The organism is Bacteroidales bacterium, assembly GCA_023228145.1.
Lineage (GTDB): Bacteria > Bacteroidota > Bacteroidia > Bacteroidales > CAIWKO01 > CAIWKO01.
Genome location: JALOBU010000005.1, coordinates 110528 through 134919 on the forward strand (window position 1 = coordinate 110528; position 24392 = coordinate 134919).

The window sequence follows — 24392 nt, forward strand, 5'->3', positions numbered from 1 at the left end:
ATGGTACACTTTTCGTAAGGTATCAGCGTTAATTACTTTTGTAGATATTATACAATTATTAAATATGCAAGAATAACTATTTTCGATATTTTTGCATTTATTACAGCACTGATATAAAGATGAGAACAAATACTACAAAACTATTTTTTACTACTTTTCTCTTTTTTGCTTTGCTTGAGCTGTCTTTTTCTCAAAAATATACTATCAGTGGATATGTTAAAGATGCAACAACCGGCGAATTCCTCATTGGCTCCAATGTTTACATAAAAGAGCTTATGAAAGGTACCTCAGCAAACACATACGGATTTTATTCCATTACCATTGAAAAGGGAGAATATAATCTTGTGTGTTCTTTTGTCGGTTATAAAGACTTTGAAGAAAAAACAACCTTAGATAAAAATATAAAGCTGAACATCAGCCTCGAGCCTCGCGTAATCACCACTCAGGAAGTTGTAATTTCCAGTGAGCGGGAAGATAAAAATATACAAAGCTCTGAAGTCGGTCGTGTTGATATTCCTATCGAGACCATCAAACGCCTGCCTGCTTTTTTCGGAGAAGTTGATATTATTAAAAGCATACAACTAACACCCGGTGTGCAGTCGGCCGGAGAAGGAAATACAGGCTTCTATGTCAGGGGGGGAGGGCCCGACCAAAACCTGATTTTACTTGATGAGGCAGTAGTATATAACGCTTCGCATCTTCTTGGCTTCTTTTCTGTGTTCAATGCCGACGCCATTAAAAATGTTGAGCTTATTAAAGCAGGAATGCCTGCAAACTATGGAGGCCGACTCGCTTCTGTTCTTGATATTTCGATGAAAGAAGGAAACAACAAAAAATTTGAATTCGACGGGGGCATTGGGCTTATATCTTCAAGGCTTACCATACAAGGACCTATAAAAAAAGAAAAGTGTTCTTTTATCGTATCGGGCAGAAGAACTTACCTTGACCTGATCATGCGTCCCTTTGTAAAAAAAGATTCCCCTTTCAAAAAAGGTGGTTATTATTTTTACGACATCAATGCAAAAATTAATTACTATTTCTCCGATAAAGACAGGTTATTTTTAAGTGGCTATTTTGGTAAAGATGTCTTTAAACTTAAAGGCAATAGTTCTTTCTCAAATCAGATTGACTGGGGCAATGCCACTGCTTCTCTGCGATGGAACCATCTATTTAATGATAAATTATTCCTTAACACTACACTTATATTCAGTGATTATAAATTTAATCTCGGTGCCGAACAGAATGTTTACGAAATGAAACTTCATTCAGGCATTACAGATTACAGCGCCAAGCTCGATTTTTCTTACCTACCATCCATACGCCATAATATCAAATTCGGAGCTTTATATATCTACCATATTCTTATGCCCAACAGCGCCTTTGCACGCTCCGATACAACCGAATTTGACCTCGGCGGAACTGTAAAACTCCATTCTCATGAACTTGCAGCATACATCACTGATGACTTCGATGTTACCGAAAAAATAAAAATAAGCGGCGGGTTACGTTACTCCATGTTTTTCCATGTAGGGCCTTTTGACCGTTATACTGTTGATGATGTAGGTAAAATATCTGACACAACTACTTTCAAACCCGGAGAGTTGATAAAAACTTATTGGGGACTGGAACCAAGAATTTCTGTTAAATTCGGAATCAACTCAAAACAATCCATCAAAGCATCATTTACAATGAATTATCAATACATCCACATGGCTTCCTATACCTCAGTATCTTTGCCAACTGACATCTGGGTACCAAGCACATCAATTGTCAAACCACAGATAGGGTATCAGTATTCTTTGGGTTATTTCAGGAATTTCTATAAAAACATGTGGGAAACCTCCCTTGAGTTGTATTATAAGGATATGCGAAACCAGATTGAATTTAAAGAAGGTTCATCTGCAACAGACAATCTAAAAAATAATACGGATAACAATTTCACCTTTGGCAAAGGTTGGTCATACGGAGGCGAAATATTTGTCAAGAAGAAAGCAGGGAAATTTACAGGGTGGGTAGGATATACTTTATCCTGGACTAAAAGAAAATTCCCTGAAATCAACCACGGGAATACATACCCCGCAAAATATGACAGAAGACATGATGTTTCAATAGTTGTTTCCATTCAACTTGGAAAACGCTGGTCCATTTCTGCCATTTGGGTATATGCAACTGGGAATGCAATGACACTACCGCTGTCAAGGTATTTCCTTTCCGGAAATATTATTAATGAATATAGTGAACGTAATTCTTTCCGTATGCCGGATTATCACCGTCTTGACATCTCTGCTACTCTCCAAGGCAAAGACAAACCTGGAAAAAGATTTCACTGGTACCTGAACTTTGGTGTTTACAATCTTTACAGTCGTATGAACCCCTATTATATTTATTTTGAAACGACAGGAGATATCACAACATTTAATTTGCAGACAGTTGCCAAGCAAGTTTCGCTTTTCCCCATTATACCATCTTTCACATGGAACTTCAAATTTTAAAGATGTCAAGAAAAATGAAAACAATAAAATACATTTTCTTCAGCATGTCATTGCTTCTGCTTCTCACTTCATGTGAGAAAGAAATAACTCTTGACCTGCCCGTTGTGGAGCCAAAAATTGTCATTGAAGGTTATATTGAAAATGGAATGGCTCCTAGCGTAATAATTACCAAATCTGCACCCTACTTCGACCCTATTGACATAAACACACTTTTGAATTCGTACGTGAGCAATGCAATCGTTACAGTGAGCGATGGAAATAAAACAGAGCAACTTTCCCTTGATACTGTATCCACTTACCCTTTTTACATGTATGTTAGAAAAAGTGTTTACCGTACAAAACATATCATTGGAGAAGTAGGCAAGCGATATGACTTAAGGGTAGAGGTTGATGGAAATGTTTACACTTCCAGTACTACTATATCGCCTTTGGTTGCTTTTGATTCATTATGGTATATTCTTGGACCGGAAAATGACACCATTGGCGACCTTTTTGCTCTAGGTACTGACAAGGGTAATGAATATAATTATTACAGGGTTTTTACAAAAATAATTGGCAAGGATTTTACCTTTGTGCCAATTTTCGGCTCGGTATGGGATGATAAATTTTTTAACGGGGAAACATTTACAGTTCAGTTGTACCATGGCTTTGCAAGTAATATTATGAACCCTGATGAGGATTGGACCATGGGATATAAAAAAGGCGATACCGTTATAGTTAAATTAAGTACTATGGACTACGATAGTTATAAATTTTGGTCTGCCGCCGAATCGGAAATATTATATGGTGCAAACCCTTTCACGAATACCACTTCTGTCCCCACAAATATTCAGGGTGGCGCCATTGGTTGCTGGACTGGAATGGGTTCTTCCTATGCAACAATAATCTGTAATTAAACATTATAACTATGACAACAGAAACCGAAAAAGCTAAAGTGCTCATTATTGGCTCAGGCCCTGCTGGTTATACCGCAGCAATTTATACAGCCCGCGCCGATTTAAAACCTGTTTTATATCAGGGTCTGCAACCCGGCGGTCAGCTTACCATTACTACGGAAGTTGAAAATTTCCCCGGCTATCCCGATGGAGTGGATGGCACTCAAATGATGGATGATTTGCGTAAACAGGCTGAACGTTTTGGTGCTGATATCCGCTGGGGTGTTGTCAGTAGTGTTGACTTCTCTCAAAAACCTTTTCATATTATGGTTGATGAAACAAAGACTATCCTGGCCGATGCTGTCATTATAGCTACAGGCGCCTGCGCCCGCTGGCTTGGTATTGATTCGGAACAACGAATGAGAGGCTTCGGGGTGTCGGCATGCGCCACCTGCGATGGATTTTTCTACAGAGGGAAAGATGTGGCAATTGTCGGTGGTGGTGACTCAGCAGCAGAAGAAGCCACTTATCTGGCAAAACTTTGCAAAAAAGTTTATCTTATCCATCGCCGCTACGAAATGAGAGCCTCTAAAGCTATGCAACACAAAGTAATGAATACTCCAAATATCGAAAAATGTTTTGGCTATGTTCCTGTTGAAATCACCGGAGAGAAAAATGTTGATGGTGTAATAATTAAAAATGTGGAAACAAACGAGACAAAAAAACTGGAGGTGCAGGGATTCTTTGTCGCAATAGGCCATACTCCCAATTCGGAAATATTTAAAGGCCAACTCGACATGGACGAAGCAGGATATATTAAAACCATTCCCGGGACAACACAAACCAGCATCCCCGGTGTGTTTGCAGCCGGAGATGTACAGGACCATGTTTACAGGCAAGCTACTACAGCAGCAGGAACAGGATGCATGGCAGCTATTGAAGCAGAAAGGTATTTGTCCTCAAACTAACAATTTATTTAAGGAAATATTCATTCCCGAATTTATAGTGCTTTTTCTTTAACCGGACTTTTTTTAAAAATTTTGTGATAAAACTCAATGTCACATAATCAGATTATTTTCGTATAAATTTTCCGTATGTTACTTTAAGAAAATAAATATTAATGAATTTAACTTCAGAAAAACAGGCAGGCAGATTAAACTACGTCTTTAAAACGCTGCTTTTTGCCGGAACAATAATACTCATTGCCCTCTTGTTTCCTAAGGATTTCAAATTCAAGTACAATTTTACACTGGGGAAGCCATGGATGTATGATGACCTGTTTGCCCCTTTTGGTTTTTCAATTAATAAACCACAAAATGAAATTGACCAAGAGGTTAATAAGATTATTAAAAGTACTCCCCCATATTTCATTGTTGACCAAACTATCGATAAATCAAATAGAAATGAAATCATTTCACGGTTTCAAAGCAATGCAGAATTCAGGTCTGAACATGACAGGCAACGCCACATGAAAATTTGCCTGATGATATTTGACAGCATTTATAATAAAGGAATTATCGGATATAACGATGTGCTTAAAAATAAAAGCCAGGACTATACCATTTATGTTATAAGAAATAACATTGCAGAAGAGAAAATGGCAAACAATTTTTATTCACTCCGACAAGCTTATGAATACACAGAATACAAGCTTGGAGAATATAAAAATATAAACAAAGAAATACTCGATAAGATTTTAAATGAAGCATTGACTCCAAACATTATTTACAGTTTTGAATATACATATAAACAACAGCTGGCAGCTATCAGGAAGATATCTACTACACGAGGCTATCTCCAGAAAAATCAAAAAATTGTTTATAAAGGAGAACTGGTTAATTCTGAAAAGTATGAAATATTGCAATCGCTGAGAAAGCAATATGAAGAAAGTAAGGGAACAAATTTTAACTATTATATTATTCTTTCAGGTCAGTTGATACTAATAACTCTGGCTATTATCATGCTGGTGTTTTTCCTGATAAAATTCCGGGCTGATATTATTGCTGACAACAAAAAAACATCACTTATTTTAAGCATTATTCTTTTTATGTCACTCGGCGCAGGTGTGATGATTCGTTTTTACGGATATGAATATATATACGTACTTCCCTTGTGTATTGTGCCTCTGATGATACGGACTTTTTTCGACACACGCCTTGCCCTATTCGTCCATCTTGTCAGTATCATCATTATAGGGTTTCTTGCACCAAACGGTTTTGAATTTATTTTTTTGCAGCTTGTTGCAGGAATTGTCACCATCATCAGTATTGTACGCCTTGAAAAGCGCTCACAGTTTTTTATCACATCATTATACATCTTTGGCACATATTCACTGATATATACAGGTATGACTATGATGCAAAGCGGCGGTTTCAATGAATTTATGCCGGAAAACCTGTTGCATTTTGCTGTTAATTCTGTGCTAACCCTTCTGGCATATCCATTGATAGTTATCTATGAAAAAATATTCGGTCATGTCACAAATGTTTCCCTTCTTGAATATTCTAATCCTAATAACAAACTTTTACGTGAGTTATCATTGAAAGCTCCGGGAACCTTTCAACATTCTTTACAAGTAGCGAATCTTGCCGAAGAAGCTGCACACCGCATCAATGCAAACGCATTACTTGTAAGGGCTGGTGCGATGTTCCACGACATAGGCAAAATTGAAAAACCTTTGTATTTCATCGAAAATCAATTGTACGATATAAACCCTCACTCCGCATTAAGTATAAAAGAAAGCGCAGAGATAATTACCGGACATGTTGAAAAAGGAGTGGAACTTGCGCGTAAGTTTAATATTCCTCAACAGATAATTGACTTCATTCGGACACACCATGGAAACAGGCGAACAGAGTACTTCTATTCTTTATACAAAAAGCAGCAAAATGTTGTTTTACCGGAAGAAATTTTTTATTACAAAGGCCCTACACCTTTTTCTAAAGAAACATCAATACTGATGATGGCCGATTCTGTTGAAGCAGCTACACGTAGTTTGAAAAAGCCAGAGAAGAAAAAAATTGACGAGCTTGTTGATAATATTATTGATGGATTGATTGAACAAAAGCAGTTTAAAAATGCGAATATTACCATGAGGGACATATCTCGTATAAAAACTGTTTTAAAAAACAAGCTGGTCAGTATGCACCATGTCCGGATTGAATATCCAAATTGATACTTCTAAGATAATCTTTACTTTCGGGGCCTTTATTAAACAATAAATCTACGATGCTCAGGTTGGGTATGAACCCACATTTATACGTAAACACCTGAGAATATTCTTTAAAATGCATAGCCGTTTTTTCCCTTGGGTTGATAGCATATCGCATATCCGTTTCTTGAGGGTAGTCCTTTTTATAAGTTGATGTCTCTATTGTACAAACATATAATTTCAGAAGACGAAAACATTCCTGCATAAGCTCATTGTTAAAATCAAGAAGCCAACGGAACTTTGTAGTGTAATATTTTTCAAAGTAATCCTGATAATAAAGAAAAAATGGGGATTTGTTGTAAGCAGATTCTATGGCTCTCCAATGCATTTTTTGCCAGGGCATAGTATATGAGATTTTAACATCCTTCAAGGGAAGTCTGTTTTTTCGGCAGTGCTCCAGTGTAATTATCAGGTCAAGTTTGCCATTGGCAGAATAGATACAACAGCGGTTTCTGTAGGTTTGTTTTACAAAATTCTCACAGGCTTCGATATATATTTTATCGAACCGTGAGGCATAAATAAAAAACTCTATGGGGGGCAGATATGCTGAAGAAAATATCAAAACAAATTTTTTACAAAATTGTGAAAATTAGTTTGAACGAAGCAATTTCTCATAAAAAAGTTACGTTTTAATTACATAATTTATAAAATGCTAAAAACCTGAAATTTTTCGCCTATGACTTAAAAATTACACCAACCCAAAAAGCCATTAGCCATGAAAAAAATATTTTATGCAATTTTCAGCGTTATCATCTTCGGCGCAATTGCTCAGGCAAAAACTGTTTCATATACATTATCCGAAGCAATACAAAAAAAATTGGTTAAAGCTGTCTTTAAAGGGCGTGGATTTACTTCCAATGCAGGAAGCTCGCACTATGGAAAGTGCATTTCACTCAGTTTAAAAAACCTCACTTCTCAGCGGTTGGAAATTAATTTAGAAACAGGCAGGGAATTAAGAAGTTTTAACGACAGCGTACAAGATATGATTATTTCTCAAAGTGAAGTTTTTGCGCTTGGACCTAATGGCAGCAGCGATTACACCATCAATGCATTCTGCACCGAGAAACACGAAACTTCCCCAAAAGAAAGCAGCATTTACCAAATGGGAAGAATGACTTCGGGATACCTCTACGAGCTAGTACTTCTTATAGAAACACTTGGCTGCCAGGACAATATGGGACAAAAGGCAGTTTGGGTTCTCACTGACAGTATTTCTTCAGATGAAATCTCGGGAGGCGACGTAGCTAAAGCAAAAAAGCTGAAAGATTTTGTTGACTTTGCATTAAAAAAAATCAAAGGTGGAAAAATGGACGGATACATCTATGATTATTCATTCCCCGAAAAAACCGCCGAAGGTTTTAAAGTCAGCGGTGAAATAAACTGGACAATGCCTTATAATGCAAATGTTTCTCTGGCTATTTATGATAACAAAGGCAAAAAGGTGGCTGACATTTTCACAAACATCTTGTATAAATCAGGCTTCCAGTCTTACGAATATGAGATAGCAAATACTTTTTTCAGGGAAGGCGAGTTATACTGGCTCCGTGTGGAAGGTTGCGGCCAGCGCCTTAAAGAGCTAGCTGTTAAGATGGAGTAACATTATAAGCTATCAACGAATTCGGTATCAATTTGGCACGTCCCCATTTTATATCGCCAAATAGTCGTAAGTTTGCCTTGTTTATGAAAGATGAAAAAGATACACTAATTTTCGGGCTAAGGCCGGTCATTGAAGCAATAAACGCTGGTAAGGAAATTGACAAAATACTTATACAGAACGGACTGCATTCAGAGCTTTTTGGGGAGTTAAAAAAACTTCTTGCTGGGAAATCCATACCATACCAGTATGTTCCTACCGAGAAACTTAAACGCACAACCACAAAAAACCATCAGGGTGTCATTGCATACGTTTCAAACATAAGTTATTCCGACATTGAAAAAATTATTCCTTTTATTTTTGAGCAGGGAAAAAACCCATTAGTACTTATCCTTGACCGCATCACAGATGTCCGTAATTTCGGTGCTATAGCACGTACGGCAGCTTGTGCAGGAGTTGACGCGATTGTTATCCCCTATTACAATAGTGTCAGAGTCAGCGCCGATGCTATAAAAAGTTCAGCAGGAGCTTTGCATCAAATTCCTGTTTGCCGCAGTAAAAGCATGCTACAAACTGTTGAATTCCTGAAATCATCCGGTCTCAGTATTATCTGTTGCACTGAAAAAGCCAAAACGGAATATTATAATTCGGATATGTCATTACCGGCTGCTATTATTATGGGCTCGGAGGAAGACGGTATTTCAGATATAATATTGAAGTCAACCGACCAGCAAATCAGCATACCTATGCGGGGCGCCATAGCTTCGCTTAATGTTTCGGTAGCAGCGGGTATTATACTTTTTGAAGCGGCCAGGCAACGAAAAAACTCTTAAAATTCTACTTTATCGATTTTCTGCGGACGGGTTTTTACATAAGTATAAGCGATTACAGAGCAAAGTATAATTGCAGCACCGATATAAAATTCAGGTGTCATCTTTTCCGACTCTCCAAAAATAAAATATGCCGCAAGGATGCCATACACAGGCTCAAGATTGATAGCCAGTACCACCTGGTATGCTGATAGTTTCTGCATGACTCTTATTGTAGCCGAAAAAGCAAATGCCGTACATACAGTGCCAAGAATAATAATAAACAACACATCATAGGCAGAAACATCAAAATGTAATGACTTGACATCATTAAATGCAAATAGATAAACACTCACGGCAAGCAAACCTCCGAGCATTTCATAGAAGCTGGTAACATCCGGCCTGTATTTCAAAGATATCTGTTTGTTAATAACACTGAATATGCTTGCAAGAAGCGCCGCCAGCAGAGAAAAAATAATTCCCGTCACATAACGCGTTTCGAAGCGAAAGATGATGTAAATGCCAAGAATAATAATCAGCCCAATAAGCACTTCAAAAAGTGATATTTTTCTTTTTTGTACAAGAGGTTCAATAAAACTTGTAAATAAAGTGGTAACAGATAAACATCCCAGTGTAACCGACACATTTGACACTTTTATGGCATGGAAAAAACATATCCAGTGCACGGCAATAATAATTCCGATAAACATAAGTATACCCACAGCTTTAATTGGAAGGCGGAGCTTCTGCTTCGTAAAGGCAATTATAAGCAGCAGTGAAAGCACAGCTATCAACATTCTCGACCAAACAAGTTCATAAGCAGGCAAAGAAATGAGTTTACCCAGAATTGCTGTAAATCCGAGTATAACTACAATAAAGTGTAATAATATATTATGCTTCAGTGATTCTTTTCCCATAGGTGTGAAATCTGTCAAAATTAAAGATATTTTTCAGACAGCAATTGAACAAAAACATTGTAAATTTACAGCTGGAGATTGAAATATCCGTATGATAGAGAACCTTAAAGAAAATATTAAAAACCTGCCTTTTTTCTTTGTTGTTGGCCGCGCCCGTTCGGGCACTACCCTACTTAGGTATTTGCTCGAAGCGCATCCAAATATAATTTTTCCGCAGGAGGCCGACTTTATCATCACGCTGGCTAACAAGTATCAAAAAAAAACTGTTTGGGAAGAAAAACACCTGATGGAATTTTATAATGATGTTATTCATTACCCCAAGTTTCAGTTTTGGCATATTGATGAAGAATATTTACAAAAAACACTTCTTAAATTTAAGGGTAACAGCACTTATGCTGATATATGCAAAGCAGTTTATTATTGTTTTATCTCAAATAACCCTAAAGAAAACATTTTATGGCTTGGAGATAAAAATCCCGTTTATTCGCTGCACTTAAAAAAACTCCTCATACTTTTTCCTGATTCAAAGTTCATACACCTGTGCCGTGATGTCCGTGACAACGTGGTTTCTATGAGAAAAACAAGGTTTGAGCGCAGCTTCTTCCCTACCCTTGCTTACCGTTGGGGTTATTATGTCAGAAAAATTTCCAGAATGCAGAAAAAATTTCCAGAAAAATTTTTCCATTTGCGCTATGAAGACCTGGTTGCTGATACAGAAAACAAACTCAAAGAAATATGCACTTTTCTTCAGATTCCATACAGTAACAAAATGCCCGGATATTATGAAAATTTAAGAGAAAGTATTCAATCATATCCAAAGGAATTGCTGGAAAAATACCATGTAAGCCTTCTGGAGCCATTAAATACCAAGCAGGTTGATAAATGGAAAAATGTACTGACAAAAAAACAGATACAGATTATTGAACAATGTGCCGGAAAGTCAATAGAGAAAATGGGCTATAATAAAGAAAACTGCAAGATGCCATTTTACTTATATTTATATTGTCTGCCGGGTTTGCTATACGGTTGGATGCAGTTTCCTGTTATCAGGTTCATCAACCTTTTTCCTTTCACGATGAAAACAAGGATGGTGAATTTTGTTGCAGCGATATTTAAACAGGAATTGAATAAGTTCAGAAAAAAACCTTTATGAAGTTTATTAAGGTGCAAATATTATCTTTTTAACAAGCACAACATTTTGTTGTTTATCCCTAAGTTGCAAAAAATACAAGCCCCTGCTGCAAACACCCGAAATATTAATAATCATCTCTTTTGACCTAATACTTTTACGATAAACTTCCCTGCCTAACTGATTAAAAATTTTTATATCTCCATTATCAAACTCAGAATCGTTTTCAAAATCAATATTAATAACTCCATTTCCGGGATTAGGCCAAACATTCACATCAGGGTGTTTTGATTCATATTCATCATTCCCTGACCAATACTGCCTGTTCAGGCTGTCCACAGCATCTTTGCAGTTTCCCGTTTCATAAAAATCCACCGCAATAAAATTCGGAAATTTGTTTTTCTCAATCATACATGCTGTAAGCCGGTTGATCAGATAAGGGCTCGCGTTTACAATAGCTGCTTCATCAGGCATTCCCGTACCCGTGATCGAATTCGTAATGAAATGATTTAAGATAAACAATTCATTAATAGAATCCCCCCTGTTAAAATCACAACTAAACTGAGAGGAATCAGAAAAGGAAAAATCTGTTTCAACGGCATGTTCCCAAATATAATGATACCAGTCCTGGCCGGGTATAGCGTTATCGGCTTCACTGAAAATCACAAGCCTTTTACCCATGTTTATCATTTCCTGTAATGTCGGCCATTCAGTTAATGCATCTTTTACAAATAGAAAATTCATAAGCCCTGTTTCGGTAAGAGCAGTTTCAATAAGCCCGGAGGTTGTATGGCACTCAAAAATAATGGTAACAATTTCATTAGGATTATTATCAAGAAAACTTTTTATCTCAACAAGATTGTATGTAAGCGGCTTTGAACCAAGATATGAAAAACCATGATAAACCGTTGCCACACCATCCTTATTGTAAACATCAATCATAAACGCCCTAACTCCATCATTGAGCTGCTGTGTTATGGTGTTGTTCTGATTGGGGAGCATAAAACCATCGGCACTATTGTTAAAAGCATTATGTGTGGTAAGGTAAGCTACATCATCATATTTACGACCGCACAGGAAAGAAAAACCGTTGCACTGTGATGCGCAATCAGTAATCACAGAAAAAACAATACAATTACTGCAAAAAAATTATTCGACATACGATTACTGTACTACTAGTTGCTAATTGCCGGCGCTTTGCAAATATATGATCTGTCTTCAACCTGATCGACGAAAAACTTTGCCAGGTCGTTGCGGGAAACCATCAGGTTGATTTTATCTCTACCATAATAACCAATATGTTTTATTCCTTTTGCAGAGCCATGAGTCAGTAAAGTAAGGCGTATCAATGTCCAGTCGAGGCGTGAACTTTTTATGACACTGCCCATGCGCCTGATTTCATGATAGGCTCCTGGGATTATTTTTTTTACCATGGCTACCACCATTCTGAATTTAAAAACAGGCCGGTCATTTTCATCATCGACGCTGGCCGTTCCCATAGCAACAAGCCTTTTGACATTGTACTTTTTCATGGCATTCACGATGCTCTGTGTCCCCTCGCTCAACTCGGTAGTTTTTACGTTTGTGCTGGGGCCCAATATGCTCACAACAGCATCCGCAACCTTCACCGCTTCTTCTATTGCAGAAATATTGAGCAATGTTCCTTTGACCATGCGGAGTTTATCATCCTGAAACTTTATTTTTGATGGATTGCGGGCAAAGGCAGTAACCTCATAGCCTTTTGAAAGCGCATACTTTACTATAAGCTGCCCTGACGGGCCTGTTGAGCCAAAGACTGTTATTTTCATGGTATTATTTAATATATTTTATCTCAACGGAGCGGCTTAATTTTTCCGGAGGTAGTAATTTAATCATATTTTCAATATGCTCCGACACCCCATTATTTTTATCATGGGGTTCAAAAACAAGTTTGATTTTTTCGCTCTCAGGAAAATGTGATAAAGACTTTTTAAGCTTTTCATAACTACCTGCAAAAAATTCTCTGGTCATTTCCATTTTGATATAATCACAATCCGGCAAATCCTCAGTAGTTATGTAGCCTAAGCTTTTGTTATAAGATATAGCTTTTTTATTGTCTTTTCTGACTTTAATAAAAGCGCTATGCCAGTCAAGAAAAAGGTATGCAGCTTCAAACATCAGCATCGACGCTAGAAACGGCAGGGCAGAATTCAAATACCTCTTATCCCAAATAAACAGGCCACTTTCAGCAGTTTTCTTTTCCCAGTTGATATTTTTATCATTTACCAGGCCTATTTTTTCGTTTTTGTATTCAATAACAAAATAAAAATTATTGATATTATCAATCTTACGAAACCATTCTTTCTGCATTTCAGGAGTGATGTGTTCCCTGTAATTCATAAATTTCCGGATTCCCGGCGAGTTTCGTTTCTGCCTCACCAGCTCGATATCATCTTCCCTGAGGCGGTTTAATGTTATTCCATACTTGCACAACTTCATAACAATTCGCTTTTTACGGCATAGGCAGGCTTTTTATGTTGTGCTCTGTAAATCCTTACCAGATAACCGCCAATAATTCCAAGACTGAAAACAATCAGCCCTGTGGAAAACAAAATGGCGACAATGATGGATGTATATCCATGGGGAACATCAAAAAGTATTTTTCTGATAATATAATATATGCCAAGCAAAAATGACAGGCCTGATATCAGCAACCCGACATACACCATAAGTTTTAATGGTATTGCCGTATAATACATTATCAGATTCCATGTGAGGCGCAACAGCTTAATTCTGGTATATCCAGATTTGCCGGATTTTCGTTTTTTATGTTGAACAGACACATACGAAATATCACCGGTGTACCACATCAACAGTTCATCAATATAAACAAAATCAAGAGTATGTTCCAATATTCGTTTGCCCAGATGCTTTGTAAACATGCGAAATGACGAGCCATCACCCTGTGTGTGATAATGTGATTTGGTGGCGTTTTGTATCATACGAGTTCCTGCATTCCTGAAAAGGTGATAGCTTTTTCTTTCGTAACAGCCATAAATCAGCTCCGACTTTGTTTCCTCATATTTTTGAATCAGTTTGGGGATATCTTCTGGAGCATGCTGCAAATCATCATCAACGGTGATAAAAAAATTTCCTGTAGCATAATGGAGGCCGCAGAAAATGGCATTGTGCTGCCCGAAATTGCGAATCAGGCGTACCGCTTTTATATTCTGACTAAAATCATTCTTTAATTGGGTGACAAGCTGCCAACTATGGTCACTACTGCCGTCATCCACAAAAATCACTTCGAAAGAAGCCCCTATGCCATCAAAACAATTTTTTATTCTTGTAAAAAGCTCTGCAAGAGTAGCTTCACTATTATACACCGGAACAATTACTGAAAATTCGGGCACTTGCTTTGTGATTTTTGTTTTATCAAAAGTAAAAAAAATAATGAAAATGGTAATATCAAAAATCAGATGCTTGCACCCAGAGGAATATTAACTCCTGTGAGCCATCTTGCCGCATCCGACAATAGAAAACAAACAGGCCCGGCAACATCTTCCGGGTCACCGAAACCAAGCGGGTGCAAGTCTTTGAATTTTTTCATGGCTTCTTCGGAAGTATGTTTCAGGGTTTCATCAAACATTGGGGTTTTCACAAAGCCGGGCAGCAGGCAATTCGAACGTATTCCCCTTGGAGACAATTCCAAAGCCAGCACTGCCGAATAACCCTGCAGGGCAGATTTTGAACTTACATAAAGGCTTCCACCAAAATAAGGAAAACGGGTAGCTATAGAAGAAATAAAAACTATGGAAGCATGGTCTGAGATTTTTTTTCCACTCAACATCTGTGATGTAAGCAGCACAGCTGCATTGTAATTAACTTCCATCACTTCATCAATATGCTTTGGCTTTATAAATTTCGCCGGCATCAAAGGAGTAATGCCTGCACAATGCACCAAGCCGTTCACTTCAGGGAGATTTTCCACCAGGTTTTTGATATCGCTTTCATTTGTCAGGTCGGCAATCATGCTTGTATGCCCTTTGCTTTTGAGCATTTTCATGGTTTCTGAGAGGCGTTTGTTATTGCGGCCTGTTATCACGCAACTTCCTCCGCATTCCGAAACTGCAATGGCCGTTTGCCTGCCTATGCCCGAGGAAGCCCCGGTGATTAATACTATTTTGCCTTTTAAATCAAACCTTTTATTCATAAGATTTATTTAAGTTCAATGATATCGGGACAATACACATTTTCGGTTTGCAACATTACAGAGCCCCATGACAAGCCGACACCGAAACCGGAAAACAACAGTGTAAGTTTTTCAGAAGAAAACTGTTTCTGAATCGTCGTATTAATTGTCAATGGTATTGAGGCAGAGCTGGTATTTCCAAACTTATCAAGTGAGTATGGCACCTTTTCCGGCTCCAGTTTCATTTTTTTTCTTATTGAATCATTTATCAGCAGGTTCGCCTGATGAAAAATAAAATAATCAATATCATCCTGCCCACATCCCGAAAAATCAAGTAAAGTCCTGATGTTAGGCACTACTTCACGCAGTGAAAAATTAAACACTTCAAACCCATCGAGTGATACCTGTATCTGGTTTCGTATCACCCCTTTTGCATATCTTTTATAATGAAACATTTCCTTAGTAAGAAAATGCCGCATGCCGCCTCCAGGAATATGAATTGCCTTATGGCCCGAGCCATCGGTCTGCAGGTTAAAATACATAAGCGGGACATCCGCATTATGCTCCAGGGCAACAGCTGCGCCCGCAGAACCAAACAAAGGGTAAGTGGTTTTATCGCGGTAGGAGGCATAAGGATTTACATCGCCAATAAGCAGTAGGGCCTTATTTATGTTGCAGTTTGAAACATAATTTCCCGCAACCGACAAAGCATAGACAAAGCCGGAACAACCCAGGTTGACATCAAAAGCCAAGCAATTCTTCGACAATCCCAGTCTCTCCTGTAAAATGCATGACGTGGCCGGCAGAACATAATCCGGTGTCTGTGAAACAAAAAGCAGCAATCCAATTTCTTCTTTGTCCCATCCAAGGCCTGCGATAATTTTTTCTGCCGATACAAAGCAAAGGTCTGAAGTGGCCATTCCATGAGGAGCCTGACGTTTTTCAACCACACCTGTTTTTTTTATCAGCAACTCACGTTCTTTGTCTCCCAGCCACTTATAATCTTTGTTGGATACAGCGTTTTTCGGCACGCAACAATTCAGGCCGGAAATGTTAACCCGTGGAATGCTGAACAGTGCCATTATTTTTTCATTCTGCTGACAATAATATTGTAAACATCCTGAACCGTTTCGGATTTCATAAAGTCCTCGGCAGTAAGCAGCACATCATAATCGCTATCCACCAATGCAATGATGGTGAGCGCATTCACCGAGTTCCAGTCGAGAACTTTTCGAAAACGGCTTTCGGGTTTCAGGGAGCCGGGTTTTAAATCCTCAAATTCTGCTTCTATCTTTTTTATTAATTCATTAATGTCCATCGCAAGCTGTTTATATTGATAGTAAATATTTCCTGTTGTGTTGTTTTAACGGAGTAAGCAGTCCCGGTATGTTAAGATAAAATAACGTTTGTTCAGACTTCGGCTATGCAAGTCTGACAAACAGACACTTATATCATTAACATCACAACCGGATAAAATTATTTTCAAAGATAATATAAATTATAAATCAATAACAGTTCCTGCCCACGACAGGCCGATGCCGAAACCGCAGCACATGACCTTGCGCCCGCGGCTTATAATGCCTTTGTCCATGGCGTTCTTCAGCGCGATGGGTATGGTGGCGGAAACGGTATTGCCGCAGTTTTCCATATCAATGATGAACTTTACCGAAGGGATTTTCATTTTTTTCCTGATAACTTCCAGCAGTTGGGCATTTGCCTGGTGAAATACAAAAAAATCAATTTCTTCAAGGGAAAGGTTTTCCTTTTCAAGGATTTCCTTAATCATAGCAGGAACAACCCGCACAGCAAACAAAAATATTTTGTTGCTGTTCATTTCCATTTTGCCCCACTTCATGCCACCAGCATCTTTGTATTGTTCAAGCCATTCTTTAGTCATAAATTCACGTGCGCCGGAACGCCTGACAATAAGGTGCCCACTCCCGCTGCCGTCGGTGCCGAAAACGAATTGCCCGATACCTTTTTTTTCTGACGCCGTGATTAAGGTGGTAGCGCCGCCGTCGCCAAAGATTGTTCTAAGTTCCGCATCGTCGGGATGAATAACTTTAGATGGCACATCGGCGGTGAGCAGCAGAATATTTTTAGCCTGCCCGCTTTCTATCAGCCCCTTTGCCACACTCAGCCCGTAAACAAAGCCCGTGCAACCATAAGGAATGTCCAATGTACCGCAGTTTTTTAGCAGACCCAGGCGGTGTTGAAGAATGCAGGATGAAGCAGGTGCTTTGTAGTCGAGTCCCTCGGTGCAGAAAAGTAAAAAATCAATATCCTCTTTTCTGACAGGGTGTTCCTCGAAAAACCTTTCCGCAGCATAAAAAGCCATGTCGGAGCCTATCTCATCCGGAGGCGAAATATGCCTGAACCTGACGCCGGAACTTCTGAAAAACTCATCTTCATTAAGCCCGGGGAATTCATTGCACAAATCCCTGTTGCTAATTATTTTGTCAGGCAAATAATAACTGATAGCTTTTATGTTTGCGTTCACCCGTATATCAATTTATTAAAAAAAAGATTCTATTGCCAGGCGGTATGTATCCAGCCCGAAGCCCGAAATCACTCCTTTGCATACCGGCGACAACAAAGACTGCCTGCGAAACTCTTCCCTGCTAAAAATGTTTGAAATATGCACTTCAACCACCGGCGACTTAATGGAAGCAACAGCATCGGCAATGGCAACGGATGTATGGGTGTAACCTCCGGCATTCAAAATAATTCCATCGTAAGCAAAGCCTACTTCATGAAGTTTGTTAATGATTTCGCCTTCTACATTGTTCTGGTAATACTCAAGGATTATATTCTTGAATTTCTCCTGCAACTCTGCAAAATACGCTTCAAAGCTTTTATCACCATAAATATCTTTTTCACGCACACCCAGCAGGTTCAGGTTAGGGCCGTTTATGATAATTAATTTCATTTGATTTATGTTGCAATTTAAAACGTCTACAAATATAAATTGAGATCTTTTGCTTTAGCAAACTTAGAGATTTTTATGCTTAATACAAAATTTCAGAAATTATAATGGGACTACTTAGGGAGTAAAGGACGTGTGCTGCTGCATGGCTGGGCATCTTTCATGTTACGCTTAAATATCCGGCAGGTGAGTTTTCCTGCTGGAAGCACAAAATTATTGGCAGGTTATTTTATGATTTCATTTCCAAGTATTTCGAATTAACAGTTTCCCAATCAATATCTCCAATTCTCATAGCTATTTTTAATAAATAATCCTTTTCATCATCTGACATTATACCATCAGCCATAACAATACCAAAACAAATTGCAAGAGCCTCAATTTGGTCATCTTTTGAGAGTTTTTTCAAAGTTTCAATAGCATAGAACTCATTTAGCTCACCTGATTTAACTTTTGATAGTCCATCCAATGCAATATATTCTTCGAATGCTTTAGCATACGCTGGATTTTGCATTGCAACTGTTATTTCTTGTTCTGTGAACTCTCCATCTGAGCTACCCACATTATTTGCCAAAAAGACAATGGCTTCGGATTTTGAAATAGACATAATTTTATTTGTTTATTTTCTCCTACTCTTATGGCTTTTCGGTTATGCCCCCCGAAGTTCCTGTCGAGGCAGGCCGTTTTTGTCATGGTGTCTGGGCTCCATGTTCAATTTTGTCGTCATATTGCAATTGATAAGTTTCTTTCCCTGAAGTATGCTGGATTCTCAAGCGCTGGTAATCATATTGATCAAGCACGTCCAGAGCGTATGCATAATCGGAAATTATCCTCAACAATCCAGTACTTTCGCTGTCTGACAGTATCTTCTGATTTAACACCTCTCCAAGTATTTTAACCGATTTTTGAAGCTCTTTAAGCTGTTCATTTTGTTGGGTCAACCTTTTTTCATTTATGGAATAACCTTTTATCAGATAATCCTTTAAAATACGGTTAGCCCATATCCTAAAATCTATTCCTCTTTGTGATTTTACACGGTAACCAACTGAAATAATAACATCAAGATTAAAATATTCGATACTCCTTGTAATTTCTCTCTCCCCTTCAATTTGAACTGTTGCAAAATTTGCAACAGTCGATATCTTTTCCAGTTCTCCATCATTAAATATATTGTGAATATGCCTGGATATTACTGATTTATCGCGCTGAAATAGGTCTGTCATTTGACTTAAACTCAACCAAACAGTTTCACCATCAAGAATAACCGATATTTCGGTATTTCCACCTTCCAGCTTATAAAATACTATTGATGAAGTGTTCATTTAGCCTTTTTTCAAACCATTATAAATCTTTGCAAATATACACAAGCCTGATATAAAACAACAAATTTATAAAAGCTAAATAGTATGCCAGTGTTGCATATGTGAGAGCGTGTTAAAAAATAATTTAGTTGTCTAGAAGAATTAAAGTGAATCTTTTGATTTAAGTTTTCAAAACAGTCAACTCACTTTTTCTTTCATAAATGCCGCCCGCACCGATGGTAATAAGGCAATAAATATTATCAGCAAACCATAAATTACATAAAAGATGTGCGCCAAAACCACAGCTTGAATAAAATATATTTGAACAAGTATCCATATAATTGTTGCAAAAGCTATATAAATACAATAAGACCAGGCCCAATGCATATCTTTAAAGAAATTAAGGATTTCACAAAGCTTACATTGTGGTTTTTTTATTAAAGCATATATCAAAATCCCCGGAGCAATGCCAAGAACAGAGAAAAGGATAAGGCCGGGTATAAAAAAATTCCCGAATGGAGAGGACTCTAACATAGAGACAGGCATTTTCAGCAGTTCTCCATCCGGGGAAATTATCAAGGCTCCGCCACCGAATAAAGCACCTATTGATAGAAATCCCAGTAAAACAATTAGGGTGATAAAAAATACTTTTTTGTACATTGTTGACTTTTAAAGAGTATTTTTTTGTATAACCAAAAAACTTTTGTGCTGCCTTTGTAGTGTTATTTTCACCTTATCATTACCGATCGAAAATCCGTTTTTTAATATATAAACCATTTATAATCCATCAATTTTAATTTTAGTAATTCGTAGCCTTTCTCTCAAAATATGCTTTGGGGTGTTCGCACACAGGGCAGTTTTCAAGAGCCTTTTTGCCTTTGTGCAAATAACCGCACTTGCGGCAAATCCACTCCTGCTCTTCCTCACTCTCAAAAACCGTATTGCCTTCCACATTATACAATAATTTCAAAAAACGGGCTTCATGCTCCGCCTCTACCTTTGCTATCAGCCTGAACATCGTGGCAATCTTTTTAAATCCTTCCTGCTCTGCCGTTTCGGCAAATTCAGGATACAAATCCGTCCATTCTTCGTTCTCGCCGTTGGCCGCAGCAATGAGGTTTTCCTCAGTGGTGCCAATTATACCTCCGGGATAAGTTGCAACTATCTCAACAGGCCCTCCTTCGAGAAAACGGAAAAATATCTTGGCATGCTGCTCCTCCTGCAAAGCGGTGAGGATAAATATCTCCGCTATCTGCTCATAGCTGTCTTTCTTAGCCTGTTTGGCATAAAAAGTATAGCGGTTCCTCGCTTGCGACTCTCCGGCAAAAGCCTTCAGCAGGTTTTTTTCGGTCTGGGTTCCTTTTAGTGTCATTATTTATCAGTTATTGAGTTTTGAGTTTGATTTTTTTATTCCAGTTAGTAATTTAGCCACTAGCCACGAGCCACTGGCCATGAGCCACGAGCCATTAGCCATTGGACATTAGACATTTTTTTACAGAAATTATAATTATCATCCTGTTATTTACAAAACTATTGGCCAATGGCTCTTGGCTCTTGGCTTTTAGCTATCTTATCCGTAAAATTAAGTAACAAAGTTATAAAAAACATTTATAAAAATAGTATCTTTATGCTTAATTATTTACCCGTGAATACCGATAAGAAATATCTTTTTGCAGAGGCTGACAAAAAATCCTTTGACCGGTTTCTGCAGGATAAATTGGCTGATAAATGCAGTATGTTTATACTCATGGACGCCAACACTAAAAAGTTTTGCAAAAGCAAACTCATACATAATTTTCCATTGCTGCAGTCAGCCCAAGAGGTTATTATCAAAAGCGGTGAAACCCACAAAAACCTTGAAGCTTGTAATTTAATCTGGAAAAAACTTATAGAAGCCCATGCCGACAGGCACTCTCTGCTTCTCAACCTCGGCGGCGGAGTTATTACAGATATCGGGGGCTTTGCCGCTTCGGTGTATAAACGAGGCATTACTTTCTGCAACATCCCCACCACTCTGCTGGCCATGACAGATGCTGCCGCAGGAGGAAAGACAGGCATCAATTTTCAGAGTTTGAAAAATGTTGTAGGGAGTTTTAGGACAGCAGAGATAACATACATTGACACCACATTCCTGAAAACTCTTCCCTCAGGCCACATGCGGTCGGGCTTCGCCGAACTGCTGAAGATTGCGCTGGTCGCAGATAAAAAGTTTTGGAAAGAACTTGTAAAGATGAATTTCTATGAGCTGGCAGACAATCCGAAAATAATTCAAAAAGCTCTTGCCTTGAAAGAAGGCATAGTGTCTCAAGACCCTGAAGAAAAAGGGCTGAGAAAATTGTTGAACTTCGGACATACCATAGGCCATTCCATAGAATCGTATTCGCTGTTACATGAAAAAGAATCTTTACTGCACGGCGAAGCTGTTGCCATTGGGATACTCTGCGAAGCATACATCTCATATATCACAGGAATGCTGCCCGAAAAGCAACTGAAGGAAATCGCAAAAACCTTACTCACAATCTTTGGAAAATATAAAGGTAACTTGAAAGAAAAAGAGCTGCTGCGTTTTATAAGGAATGATAAGAAAAGCGTTAATTCAAAGCATAATTTCACATTGTTAAAAAATATCGGTGAAGGTTGCATAGATAATTTTGTGAATAAAAAAATGATATCAGCATCTTTACAATATTATGTACATCTTTAGAAGGGAAAAGGGAATATGATACTCTTACGGAGTCATGTTGTTGGGGGATTATGTTTTGTATAAATATGCGAATCCTACGGATTCATTTTGGATAATGTTATCATGTACGTAGAAAATCAAAAAGAGCATCATAAAACCAAAACCTTTCAGGAAGAATATATTGGCTTTTTAAAAGAATTTGATATAGAGTTCAGCGAGAAATATCTTTTTCAATGGATATAAAAACAAGATTACTATGCTAGCTGCAAAAAATTCCGTCAGCAACAGAAATATAAAAGCAAACGTCAGCCTGCCTGCCTCAAAAAGCATCAGCAACAGGCTGCTTATCATCAAGCATTTATGCAGAGATGGTTTTCATATTCAAAACCTTTCAGATTCTGATGATACCAAAACATTGGAAGCGTGCCTACAGAACATCAGCCATCATGATGTTTTTAATGCTGGCGATGCCGGCACTCCCCTGCGTTTTCTTACAGCGCTTTTTTCCATAACTCCGGGAACAAGAATACTCAAAGGCTCCGAACGTATGCACGAAAGGCCTGTGGGACCATTGGTTGAAGCTTTAAAAAGTCTGGGAGCCAAAATAACATACCTTGAAAAAAAAGGATATCCGCCATTATCCATAACGGGGAAAAACATCAGAGGCGGAAAAATCTCTGTGGATGCAGGCATCAGCAGCCAGTTCATCTCTGCCATATTGCTCATCGCACCTATTCTGCCTGAAGGAATAATAGTTAAGCTTAGAAATAATATTGCTTCTGCATCATATATCAGAATGACTCTTGAACTGATGAAACATTCTGGTATCGAATCAGAATGGAGCAACAATATCATTAAGATAAAGTCACAAAGCTATGTAAATAAAAATTACATTGTTGAACCAGACTGGTCTGCAGCCGCCTTCTGGTATGTGTTTGCAGCACTGGCAGAAGAAGCTGAAATTGAGTTGAGTGGACTGTCAAAAGACTCACTTCAGGGAGATTTATATGCAGCAGAAATATTCGGCAAACTTGGTGTAAAAACCACTTTTTTACCGAACTCTGTCATGTTAACAAAAAAATGTGTTATAACAGATTTGCTGGATATTGATTTTTTTGAAACACCGGATTTATTGCCTGCGGTTTTAACTGCTGCTGCTGCTTTAAAGTTTCCTTTTCACTTTTCAGGGCTTTGCAACCTCTCCATCAAAGAATCAAACCGGGTTGACGCCATGTTAACAGAACTTGGAAAATTTGGGTACCGTTTCAGGTTTGTGAATAATGATGAACTGTTTTTCGAAGATTTTACCGTCACTCCTGAAAAAGAAATCATTTGCGATTCCCACAATGATCACCGTATCGTAATGTCGCTGGCACCGCTCGCACTGACAGGTAAGACGGTAATCATAAAAAACGCTGCCTGTATATCAAAATCATATCCCGGTTATTTTGACGATTTAAAAAGTGTCGGCTTTAGTGTTGATTTTTCAGGAAATGAGTAACTTTGATAGATAAAACTTTTTTTTATGAATATTTACCAGCAAATCTCTGCACTTATCTCACAGAATAAAGAGGCGGTTGTTTGTATTATCACAGAAACCACAGGGTCATCACCCCGCAAGGCAGGCTCCAAAATGCTTGTGCACTCCGACGGAAAAACCACCGGCACTGTCGGTGGCGGCAGTATTGAATACCAGGCAATCGCCGATGCCATGGAAGTACTTAAAACCTGTATCCCCCGCAAAAAAATTTACAAACTCGAAGAAGACCTTGCCATGCACTGCGGCGGCACGGTAGAAATTTATTTTGAGCCAATAAAAAGCAGCAGCGACTTATTCATTTTCGGTGCAGGGCATATAGGAAGGGCTTTGTCCCGTTATGCGGCTGACTTCGGATTTCGCATCACACTTTTCGACCAGCGTGAAGAAATTCTGAAAGAATTTGATTCAGCACCTTACCACTGTGTGTGTGAAGATTTTTATACAGCCATAGAAAAAGCGAAATTCACCGAAAAAACATTCAGTGTGATTGTGACACCCAAGCATGAATACGACGAAAACATTGTAATGATACTGGCAAAAAAACCCTTTGCTTACCTTGGCATGATAGGAAGCAAAAGTAAGGTAGCCGAAGCAAAGAAAAAGATGCTGGAAAAGGGATTTACACAAAAAGAAATTGACCGTATTGATATGCCTATAGGCATAAAATTCAATGCAGAAACACCGGAGGAAATTGCCATCAGTATTATTGCTAAACTTATAGATGTCAAAAACAGCCTAAACAAATAA

25 protein-coding genes are annotated in these 24392 nt (G+C 38.2%); 10 read left to right on the forward strand and 15 right to left on the reverse strand.

All coding sequences use genetic code 11. The features are described from left to right. Positions 1-119 precede the first annotated feature (119 nt). The 4 genes from M0R16_03995 (at position 120) to M0R16_04010 (ending at position 6542) form a co-directional block, all read left to right on the forward strand. Complete coding sequence (locus M0R16_03995; GenBank protein MCK9612045.1) at positions 120-2492, forward strand: TonB-dependent receptor; 2373 nt, start codon at positions 120-122, stop codon at positions 2490-2492. 14 nt (positions 2493-2506) lie between these two features. Further along, on the forward strand, positions 2507-3388 hold the full coding sequence (locus M0R16_04000) for a DUF4249 domain-containing protein (GenBank protein ID MCK9612046.1): 882 nt from the start codon (positions 2507-2509) through the stop codon (positions 3386-3388). 11 nt (positions 3389-3399) lie between these two features. Further along, positions 3400-4335: a thioredoxin-disulfide reductase gene (gene trxB / locus M0R16_04005; GenBank protein MCK9612047.1), complete on the forward strand. Its 936-nt coding sequence runs from the start codon at positions 3400-3402 to the stop codon at positions 4333-4335. A gap of 152 nt (positions 4336-4487) precedes the next feature. Next, the gene (locus M0R16_04010) at positions 4488-6542 is read left to right on the forward strand and encodes an HDIG domain-containing protein (GenBank protein ID MCK9612048.1); all 2055 of its coding nucleotides are present in this window, start codon (positions 4488-4490) and stop codon (positions 6540-6542) included. Here the strand turns inward: M0R16_04010 and M0R16_04015 are convergent. Then, positions 6505-7140 (reverse strand): WbqC family protein, encoded by a 636-nt coding sequence (locus M0R16_04015; protein MCK9612049.1) that lies wholly within the window; start codon positions 7138-7140, stop codon positions 6505-6507. The two genes, M0R16_04010 and M0R16_04015, sit on opposite strands and share 38 nt — an antisense overlap. 153 nt (positions 7141-7293) lie before the next feature. On the opposite strand from M0R16_04015, the gene M0R16_04020 reads away from it, so the two are divergent. Both M0R16_04020 and rlmB read left to right on the forward strand, forming a co-directional pair. After that, the gene (locus M0R16_04020; protein ID MCK9612050.1) at positions 7294-8175 is read left to right on the forward strand and encodes a hypothetical protein; all 882 of its coding nucleotides are present in this window, start codon (positions 7294-7296) and stop codon (positions 8173-8175) included. An 83-nt stretch (positions 8176-8258) separates the two neighbouring features. After that, on the forward strand, positions 8259-9005 hold the full coding sequence (gene rlmB, locus M0R16_04025; GenBank protein MCK9612051.1) for a 23S rRNA (guanosine(2251)-2'-O)-methyltransferase RlmB: 747 nt from the start codon (positions 8259-8261) through the stop codon (positions 9003-9005). On the opposite strand, the gene M0R16_04030 is transcribed toward rlmB, so the two are convergent. Beyond that, the gene (locus M0R16_04030; protein MCK9612052.1) at positions 9002-9898 is read right to left on the reverse strand and encodes a DMT family transporter; all 897 of its coding nucleotides are present in this window, start codon (positions 9896-9898) and stop codon (positions 9002-9004) included. The genes rlmB and M0R16_04030 overlap by 4 nt on opposite strands. 91 nt (positions 9899-9989) lie before the next feature. Here M0R16_04030 and M0R16_04035 point away from each other — a divergent pair, with 91 nt between their 5' ends. After that, entirely contained in the window at positions 9990-11051 is a 1062-nt protein-coding gene (locus M0R16_04035; GenBank protein MCK9612053.1) for a sulfotransferase, read from the forward strand. A gap of 6 nt (positions 11052-11057) precedes the next feature. Here the strand turns inward: M0R16_04035 and M0R16_04040 are convergent, their stop codons facing one another. From M0R16_04040 to M0R16_04100, 13 genes are all read right to left on the reverse strand, one after another. Continuing rightward, positions 11058-12146: a T9SS type A sorting domain-containing protein gene (locus M0R16_04040; protein ID MCK9612054.1), complete on the reverse strand. Its 1089-nt coding sequence runs from the start codon at positions 12144-12146 to the stop codon at positions 11058-11060. Between the two features lie 56 nt (positions 12147-12202). Beyond that, positions 12203-12835 carry an SDR family oxidoreductase gene (locus M0R16_04045; protein ID MCK9612055.1) on the reverse strand — a complete coding sequence of 211 codons (633 nt, stop codon included), beginning with the start codon at positions 12833-12835 and terminating at the stop codon, positions 12203-12205. A 4-nt stretch (positions 12836-12839) separates the two neighbouring features. Continuing rightward, positions 12840-13505: a GNAT family N-acetyltransferase gene (locus M0R16_04050; GenBank protein ID MCK9612056.1), complete on the reverse strand. Its 666-nt coding sequence runs from the start codon at positions 13503-13505 to the stop codon at positions 12840-12842. Further along, positions 13502-14419, reverse strand: a complete 918-nt coding sequence (locus tag M0R16_04055; GenBank protein MCK9612057.1) for a glycosyltransferase family 2 protein — start codon at positions 14417-14419, stop codon at positions 13502-13504. Before M0R16_04055 ends, M0R16_04050 begins: the two co-directional genes overlap by 4 nt. A gap of 62 nt (positions 14420-14481) precedes the next feature. Next, complete coding sequence (locus M0R16_04060) at positions 14482-15219, reverse strand: SDR family oxidoreductase (protein ID MCK9612058.1); 738 nt, start codon at positions 15217-15219, stop codon at positions 14482-14484. A 5-nt stretch (positions 15220-15224) separates the two neighbouring features. Next, positions 15225-16280, reverse strand: a complete 1056-nt coding sequence (locus M0R16_04065) for a ketoacyl-ACP synthase III (GenBank protein MCK9612059.1) — start codon at positions 16278-16280, stop codon at positions 15225-15227. After that, on the reverse strand, positions 16280-16516 hold the full coding sequence (locus M0R16_04070) for an acyl carrier protein (protein MCK9612060.1): 237 nt from the start codon (positions 16514-16516) through the stop codon (positions 16280-16282). Before M0R16_04070 ends, M0R16_04065 begins: the two co-directional genes overlap by 1 nt. A 180-nt stretch (positions 16517-16696) precedes the next feature. Continuing rightward, the gene (locus M0R16_04075; protein MCK9612061.1) at positions 16697-17698 is read right to left on the reverse strand and encodes a ketoacyl-ACP synthase III; all 1002 of its coding nucleotides are present in this window, start codon (positions 17696-17698) and stop codon (positions 16697-16699) included. 15 nt (positions 17699-17713) lie between these two features. Then, positions 17714-18127, reverse strand: a complete 414-nt coding sequence (aroQ, locus tag M0R16_04080; GenBank protein MCK9612062.1) for a type II 3-dehydroquinate dehydratase — start codon at positions 18125-18127, stop codon at positions 17714-17716. A gap of 226 nt (positions 18128-18353) precedes the next feature. Continuing rightward, positions 18354-18728, reverse strand: coding sequence for a TerB family tellurite resistance protein (locus M0R16_04085; protein MCK9612063.1), 375 nt, complete (start codon positions 18726-18728; stop codon positions 18354-18356). Positions 18729-18810: 82 nt separating this feature from the next. Then, positions 18811-19443, reverse strand: coding sequence for a virulence RhuM family protein (locus M0R16_04090; GenBank protein MCK9612064.1), 633 nt, complete (start codon positions 19441-19443; stop codon positions 18811-18813). A 177-nt stretch (positions 19444-19620) separates the two neighbouring features. Next, a complete protein-coding gene (locus M0R16_04095; GenBank protein MCK9612065.1) occupies positions 19621-20082 on the reverse strand; it encodes a hypothetical protein in 462 nt (153 codons plus the stop codon). A 139-nt stretch (positions 20083-20221) separates the two neighbouring features. Beyond that, positions 20222-20797: a rubrerythrin family protein gene (locus M0R16_04100; protein ID MCK9612066.1), complete on the reverse strand. Its 576-nt coding sequence runs from the start codon at positions 20795-20797 to the stop codon at positions 20222-20224. Between the two features lie 252 nt (positions 20798-21049). On the opposite strand from M0R16_04100, the gene aroB reads away from it, so the two are divergent. The 3 genes from aroB to xdhC all read left to right on the forward strand — a co-directional run bounded on the left by aroB (position 21050) and on the right by xdhC (position 24392). Continuing rightward, complete coding sequence (aroB, locus tag M0R16_04105) at positions 21050-22126, forward strand: 3-dehydroquinate synthase (protein MCK9612067.1); 1077 nt, start codon at positions 21050-21052, stop codon at positions 22124-22126. A gap of 235 nt (positions 22127-22361) precedes the next feature. Next, positions 22362-23606, forward strand: coding sequence for a 3-phosphoshikimate 1-carboxyvinyltransferase (locus M0R16_04110; GenBank protein MCK9612068.1), 1245 nt, complete (start codon positions 22362-22364; stop codon positions 23604-23606). Between the two features lie 24 nt (positions 23607-23630). Beyond that, positions 23631-24392: a xanthine dehydrogenase accessory protein XdhC gene (gene xdhC / locus M0R16_04115; protein ID MCK9612069.1), complete on the forward strand. Its 762-nt coding sequence runs from the start codon at positions 23631-23633 to the stop codon at positions 24390-24392.

What these genes read in the sequence shown, in the direction of transcription:
- M0R16_04030 (MCK9612052.1), bottom strand. Translation starts at nt 9,898, where the DNA reads ATGGGAAAAGAATCACTGAAGCATAATATATTATTACACTTTATTGTA.
- xdhC (MCK9612069.1), top strand. Translation starts at nt 23,631, where the DNA reads ATGAATATTTACCAGCAAATCTCTGCACTTATCTCACAGAATAAAGAG.
- aroQ (MCK9612062.1), bottom strand. Translation starts at nt 18,127, where the DNA reads ATGAAATTAATTATCATAAACGGCCCTAACCTGAACCTGCTGGGTGTG.
- M0R16_04060 (MCK9612058.1), bottom strand. Translation starts at nt 15,219, where the DNA reads ATGAATAAAAGGTTTGATTTAAAAGGCAAAATAGTATTAATCACCGGG.
- M0R16_03995 (MCK9612045.1), top strand. Translation starts at nt 120, where the DNA reads ATGAGAACAAATACTACAAAACTATTTTTTACTACTTTTCTCTTTTTT.
- M0R16_04035 (MCK9612053.1), top strand. Translation starts at nt 9,990, where the DNA reads ATGATAGAGAACCTTAAAGAAAATATTAAAAACCTGCCTTTTTTCTTT.
- M0R16_04010 (MCK9612048.1), top strand. Translation starts at nt 4,488, where the DNA reads ATGAATTTAACTTCAGAAAAACAGGCAGGCAGATTAAACTACGTCTTT.
- M0R16_04095 (MCK9612065.1), bottom strand. Translation starts at nt 20,082, where the DNA reads ATGTACAAAAAAGTATTTTTTATCACCCTAATTGTTTTACTGGGATTT.
- trxB (MCK9612047.1), top strand. Translation starts at nt 3,400, where the DNA reads ATGACAACAGAAACCGAAAAAGCTAAAGTGCTCATTATTGGCTCAGGC.
- M0R16_04110 (MCK9612068.1), top strand. Translation starts at nt 22,362, where the DNA reads ATGCTAGCTGCAAAAAATTCCGTCAGCAACAGAAATATAAAAGCAAAC.
- M0R16_04065 (MCK9612059.1), bottom strand. Translation starts at nt 16,280, where the DNA reads ATGGCACTGTTCAGCATTCCACGGGTTAACATTTCCGGCCTGAATTGT.
- M0R16_04020 (MCK9612050.1), top strand. Translation starts at nt 7,294, where the DNA reads ATGAAAAAAATATTTTATGCAATTTTCAGCGTTATCATCTTCGGCGCA.
- aroB (MCK9612067.1), top strand. Translation starts at nt 21,050, where the DNA reads ATGCTTAATTATTTACCCGTGAATACCGATAAGAAATATCTTTTTGCA.
- rlmB (MCK9612051.1), top strand. Translation starts at nt 8,259, where the DNA reads ATGAAAGATGAAAAAGATACACTAATTTTCGGGCTAAGGCCGGTCATT.
- M0R16_04045 (MCK9612055.1), bottom strand. Translation starts at nt 12,835, where the DNA reads ATGAAAATAACAGTCTTTGGCTCAACAGGCCCGTCAGGGCAGCTTATA.
- M0R16_04070 (MCK9612060.1), bottom strand. Translation starts at nt 16,516, where the DNA reads ATGGACATTAATGAATTAATAAAAAAGATAGAAGCAGAATTTGAGGAT.
- M0R16_04085 (MCK9612063.1), bottom strand. Translation starts at nt 18,728, where the DNA reads ATGTCTATTTCAAAATCCGAAGCCATTGTCTTTTTGGCAAATAATGTG.
- M0R16_04050 (MCK9612056.1), bottom strand. Translation starts at nt 13,505, where the DNA reads ATGAAGTTGTGCAAGTATGGAATAACATTAAACCGCCTCAGGGAAGAT.
- M0R16_04090 (MCK9612064.1), bottom strand. Translation starts at nt 19,443, where the DNA reads ATGAACACTTCATCAATAGTATTTTATAAGCTGGAAGGTGGAAATACC.
- M0R16_04000 (MCK9612046.1), top strand. Translation starts at nt 2,507, where the DNA reads ATGAAAACAATAAAATACATTTTCTTCAGCATGTCATTGCTTCTGCTT.